A 4,872-nucleotide genomic window follows, 5' to 3' on the forward strand; every position below is an offset into this window, starting at 1 on the left:
ATTATGGATAGCGCCTATAACCGTCGAGATCGGTGGTAGAGGATATGTCATCTTGTTCCTACTACTCTCTTCCTTTCTATAGTGTGCTTGACTCTGTTTTAATCTAACTTTTAGCACTCTCATAGGTTACACCCCATAGTATTCTTTTACTTCTGCCTTTAATTCATTAAAAAACTTTATTACACTAATAGGCATTAGTTTTTCCTTAATCTCTGTTTCATTATCAAAGTTCTCTCCATTTAACATTCCTACTTTATAACCAGAATTTATTCTTTCTTTAAAATCATCTGTTATTTGTAGTTTGTTTTCCCTTATTCTAACTACGTTTTCAAAGTAATGTGTCATTCTATTTGACAATCCACCTACTATAAATAATGGCTCTGCATTGTCTAAGTTTCCTCTCACTATTAGACTTAGATTTTCTACACCATCTAGTAGCATTTCCACTCTTTTAAATTTCTCTTCAGAACTAGCCTCTGTATCAAAATTCACATCTTTTCCTATCTTCTCTAGGTCAATTGTTATACTATATACTTTCATTCCTTTATCATATTCATATTGGTATGGCATAAGTCCGACCTTACCAGCATCTTTTTGCACATTCAGGTCATTATCTTTGGCATACTTACTAGCTAAAAATAGATTATTGTGAAATCTGTAGTCATTTGTCATAGGCTCCACTGCGATTGCATCAGTCATATAAAAGGAGCTATTCCTTACCCTCGTAAATCCACCGTCAGCCTTGGATGCTGTATTCATATAACCACCCTCAAGGGCTTTACAGTTTGCCACTGTGAGATTTTCATTTACTTCTTTTTGTGTTGCTCCGTCTACCTTAACCTTTAGATCTTTATACATGCCGCTCTGTTCCATTACAGCCTGTTTTATACTCTCTCTAGTTCTCATAGAATATGTTTTTCCATCCCTATGCAGCTTTTGTACACTTCCTATATTTCCCAATGATTCTCCATAGTTTGATGTCATATGTGCTACCACTGTCAATGTTAATGCTCTTTTACTCATTATTTATCCCCCTTAGACCCTTTATTCTCAGATTCATTAAGTGCATTAATAAATGCATAAGCCAAATTTTTATTTTCTTCAAAGTTATCAAATAGTTCATATGCAAAATCAAAAATTATTCCGGAATAATCTGACAATTTCATAAGTGTTAAATTGAATGCATCATAGTCTCTAAATGATATAGCACTAATAAGTTTATTTTTAAATGATTTCACCTTTTGTGAACCATTGCTTCTGCTATTTAGTGCATTTTTTACTGCCCATCCTGTTTTCCTTGCGTTTTCCAGTCTGTCCTTCATAGTCTCCCCATCCTCCAATTTATCTCTGTTTCTTTCTCTTTGTTCCTCTGATTTTAGAGTCTCATAGATATAAAAATTAACATCCACTAGGTTATAAACATTGGTTTCCATTTTAATTAGTTTTTCTATTAGTGTATCCAATTTATAGAGATTAAGTATAGCATTCACTACTTCATCCTCTACTTTTATATAATATTTGTCTGTCACTTTTATAGAAAACTGTATCCCCTTATACCTTTCTCCTATCTGCTTAAATATCTCAATACTCTCATCCCTTACATATATAGTTTCAAAATGATCATTATTTCTGTCTTTTTTAATGACTTCAACATCATAATCCACAAATGTAGCACTCTCCTGATTAAATTCAAATAGAGCACTCTTTACTTTACTTTGTTTTCCATCATATTCTTTCTTGGCCTTTAGAGTTCTCTGAAGCTTATTATAGGTGGACTCCAGTGTCCCTATATTATAATTATTGTTTATAAAAAAAGCTTCCCAGGTTGTTGTAAAAGCAAAAGGGATAAAGTCATACTCCTTATAGTCTTCCCAAACATATGCATTCATATCCTGCATATAGCCAGCGGATTTCCCCTTCTTTCCCATGTCTATACTATACCCATTTACTCTACAGGTTTTATTGCCATCGCTTAGAAAGCTATTAGGGTTGCAGAAATTTCTGTACTGGCTCATTCCATTTTTAAAAGTATTTTCTATAATATCATATCTGTTTTCTTCTAAGATTTTATCTATTTTATCCTTATCTGCAATAGTACATCCTTTAAAATATTTAGACATTACAGTATTTCCCTTAATTTTTTCATTAAATATTTTAAGCTCTACTTCATTTAGTTCTCTATCCTGAGAATCTTTTAGTAGATTTTTTAGTCTCGTATGGTGCATCTCTTCACTAAAGTGATGCTCTGCAAAATCTAGATATCTTTCCCTTGTAATATCTCCTTCGTTATATTCTATATAATCATCGTTTCTTTCAGCCCTATATTCTGTCTCTATGCCCTGGCTTTTTAAATATTCAAAATATTTTTTAATTCCCAATACACTGGCGGAACTCCTCCAGTCACCCATATGGAACCTTGTATCCAATTTTTTATTTTCTAACCTTTCCTTCATTATTCACCTCCTAATCCATAAATTCGAGCATTCCGTGTCCTAATGAAGTCTTAGAACCTATACCTCTTTTGTATAATCTATTTAATATCCTGCTGCTTGCCTTTATCATTATACTTCCTAGTGTTACTGGGTATTTTATGTCATAGTTTTTCACAATTGTTCTTTTAGTTTTCAGTCCTTGTATCTCTATTCCTTCCAATTCACTTTTAGGAAAATCATATCTCATTTGATAACATATATTTCTCTTTAGTATTTCTATTCCTTTTTTGTCAAAGTCGTGGTACCAGTCTGATTTTTCTTTCCTTTGTTCTCTAATAACTATTGGAGATAATATCTTAAATACGGCTATATTATCTTCTATTAATTTTTCTGTATTTGTCTTCACATTTGTTATTTCTAATTCATTTTCTCCAAATTGTATTTTTTTACCCTTACTTTTTTTTAGTGAATTAAGAAATATCCAACCTTCTTTCATACCATCTACACTAAAAAATATTTTTATATTTTCTGATTTCAGATATATTTTATCCTCTTTTATCTTTTCAATTATGATAAATGGAGAAAAAGTAAAATTTCTTGGTTTATCTTCATTATATATTTTTCCTCTGAGCCTATCTTCCATACTACTCTTTATAACAGACAGTATTTTTCTTTTATAGTCTGTAGTAATTACCTTGTTTTTAAATCGTCCTTCTACTTCAAATCTCATTTTTCACCTCGTCTAATATATGTTTTTTATCCAATATTTTGATGATTTATGGCTTGAATCTAATTAAACTTTACTTTTGTTATCTCCCAATATTTTAATTGTATTCTTATAGCAAGTTTTTATATAAATTTTTTTTTACCTGAAAATTTCATTATTCATTTCAATGTTTAGGTTATCAACTTCAATTATACCTGATTATACAAAGGAAGTATATACTAAAGTATATTTGTTAACATGAATTAATTTAAAAATTTAAATTGTCTAAAATATATTTTAGGAAGTAAACAAAAAAAGATCAAACTGTAAAGTCTAATCCTTTTAAGGGAAATATTTTTTTCTGGGTGAGAAAAAAATTGAAATTAATGCTTAAAAATATAGCTGTTGCATGTCTGATATTTAATATACAATCTTTCTTTTCCTTTAATAAAAAATATATTTATTATATAGGCAGGGATTTCTCCCTACTCTAATTTAATAAGTGGATTTCTAAATATTTACAAGCATTAACGAGACTTGGATCTTTACTTTTGTCTATGATGTATTGAATATATTTTTTATCAGATTCAAATATTTCTCCCAGTGTTTTACCTGTATATTTTCCAAAGGTAAGTTCAAAAGTTTTAGCTCTTTGAAGTTTATCCTGATGGGATTCTTTTACAGCATTAGAATCTTCAGTTGGAATGCTACCTTTGTCTTCATTGGATATCTTCGGAGTAACTGCAAATTCATATCCTTTACCTCTCTGTTTTATAGGAAACCACTGGTTTCTAACATCATAAAGATATCTTCCTATCCCCCATCCTGAAGCTGCCACTCTCTTAAATGCTGATGATATTCCCACTTTTATAGCTTCGTAATCTGTTACCTGAGCTCCGTCCTGTTTCTCTATCCATTCTCCATTTATCCTTAGGGACATAGAGCAAAGGAAGCCACCATGGACTTCCTTGTATGATACCTGCCAATTGTTGAAACTAACAACTTCATCCAGCCTGTTCTGTATAGCTCTGGCTTCTACATAGCAAAGTGCCAGGCCCATTGTTTTATCTGAATTAGTTGCTCCCACACGAAATTCTAGCTTATCTTCTTTAAAGGGAGCTTTAAGTTCTTTCATAATCTGATCTATAGTCTTATTCATTTTTATACCTACCTTTCATATTTAAGTGTAAACATTTCCATAACTTCATCCATACATCCAGATATTCTTATCTGTTCCATAAGATCTCCAACATCTTCTGATATATATAATTGGGTATTCTCTTTAATATAGTCTATAATTTCCTCTCTATCTATTCTTTTGAGAAGTTCCGAACTCTCCACTCTGCTCTCCACAAAGATAGATAAATCTTTAGATTCCTCTTCTATTTTTATCTCCAAGGCTTCCCAAAGAGTATCTGAATCAGCAGTGTAAAGAGTGTCACCAATTTCTATTCTGTCCTGCTCTGTGATAGTGTTTCTTATGTAATCTAATATAAGTTTTCTATCCATATTTTTTAGCATTTCTACTGGATCAAATGTTATCTGTATATTCATAGTTCCTCCTGTTCTTTAGATACATTAGTAAAAGGTTATATACCATAAGTGGGATGACAATCTAGCCCAGTAAATTCAATACTCATAAGAAAAAACAACTATCCAGTAACTCTTTTTTTCTTCCTCTGTTCTTATTGCAAAAATCTTCTCATTCTTATATTTTTTATGTAATCTATACTC

6 protein-coding genes are annotated in these 4,872 nt (G+C 31.1%); all 6 read right to left on the minus strand.

The window, feature by feature from the left end; translation table 11 throughout:
• Positions 1 to 123: CRISPR-associated protein Cas5 (gene cas5, locus ABZA26_RS07685; protein ID WP_372713940.1), on the minus strand; the 123-nt coding region annotated here is incomplete at its 3' end.
• A gap of 3 nt (positions 124 to 126) precedes the next feature.
• On the minus strand, positions 127 to 1,023 hold the full coding sequence (cas7i, locus tag ABZA26_RS07690) for a type I-B CRISPR-associated protein Cas7/Cst2/DevR (protein WP_372713935.1): 897 nt from the start codon (positions 1,021 to 1,023) through the stop codon (positions 127 to 129).
• Complete coding sequence (gene cas8a1 / locus ABZA26_RS07695; RefSeq protein WP_372713936.1) at positions 1,023 to 2,453, minus strand: type I CRISPR-associated protein Cas8a1/Csx8; 1,431 nt, start codon at positions 2,451 to 2,453, stop codon at positions 1,023 to 1,025. The genes cas7i and cas8a1 overlap by 1 nt, the downstream gene beginning before the upstream one ends.
• Before the next feature lie 10 nt (positions 2,454 to 2,463).
• Positions 2,464 to 3,162: a CRISPR-associated endoribonuclease Cas6 gene (gene cas6, locus ABZA26_RS07700; RefSeq protein WP_372713937.1), complete on the minus strand. Its 699-nt coding sequence runs from the start codon at positions 3,160 to 3,162 to the stop codon at positions 2,464 to 2,466.
• A gap of 466 nt (positions 3,163 to 3,628) precedes the next feature.
• Positions 3,629 to 4,297, minus strand: coding sequence for a Rad52/Rad22 family DNA repair protein (locus ABZA26_RS07705; protein ID WP_372713938.1), 669 nt, complete (start codon positions 4,295 to 4,297; stop codon positions 3,629 to 3,631).
• 8 nt (positions 4,298 to 4,305) lie between these two features.
• Positions 4,306 to 4,692 (minus strand): hypothetical protein, encoded by a 387-nt coding sequence (locus tag ABZA26_RS07710; RefSeq protein WP_372713939.1) that lies wholly within the window; start codon positions 4,690 to 4,692, stop codon positions 4,306 to 4,308.
• Between the last annotated feature and the right edge of the window lie 180 nt (positions 4,693 to 4,872).

The sequence above is a fragment of the Ilyobacter sp. genome (genome assembly GCF_041583315.1).
GTDB lineage: Bacteria > Fusobacteriota > Fusobacteriia > Fusobacteriales > Fusobacteriaceae > Ilyobacter.

What these genes read in the sequence shown, in the direction of transcription:
- ABZA26_RS07705 (WP_372713938.1), bottom strand. Translation starts at nt 4,297, where the DNA reads ATGAATAAGACTATAGATCAGATTATGAAAGAACTTAAAGCTCCCTTT.
- cas8a1 (WP_372713936.1), bottom strand. Translation starts at nt 2,453, where the DNA reads ATGAAGGAAAGGTTAGAAAATAAAAAATTGGATACAAGGTTCCATATG.
- cas6 (WP_372713937.1), bottom strand. Translation starts at nt 3,162, where the DNA reads ATGAGATTTGAAGTAGAAGGACGATTTAAAAACAAGGTAATTACTACA.
- ABZA26_RS07710 (WP_372713939.1), bottom strand. Translation starts at nt 4,692, where the DNA reads ATGAATATACAGATAACATTTGATCCAGTAGAAATGCTAAAAAATATG.
- cas7i (WP_372713935.1), bottom strand. Translation starts at nt 1,023, where the DNA reads ATGAGTAAAAGAGCATTAACATTGACAGTGGTAGCACATATGACATCA.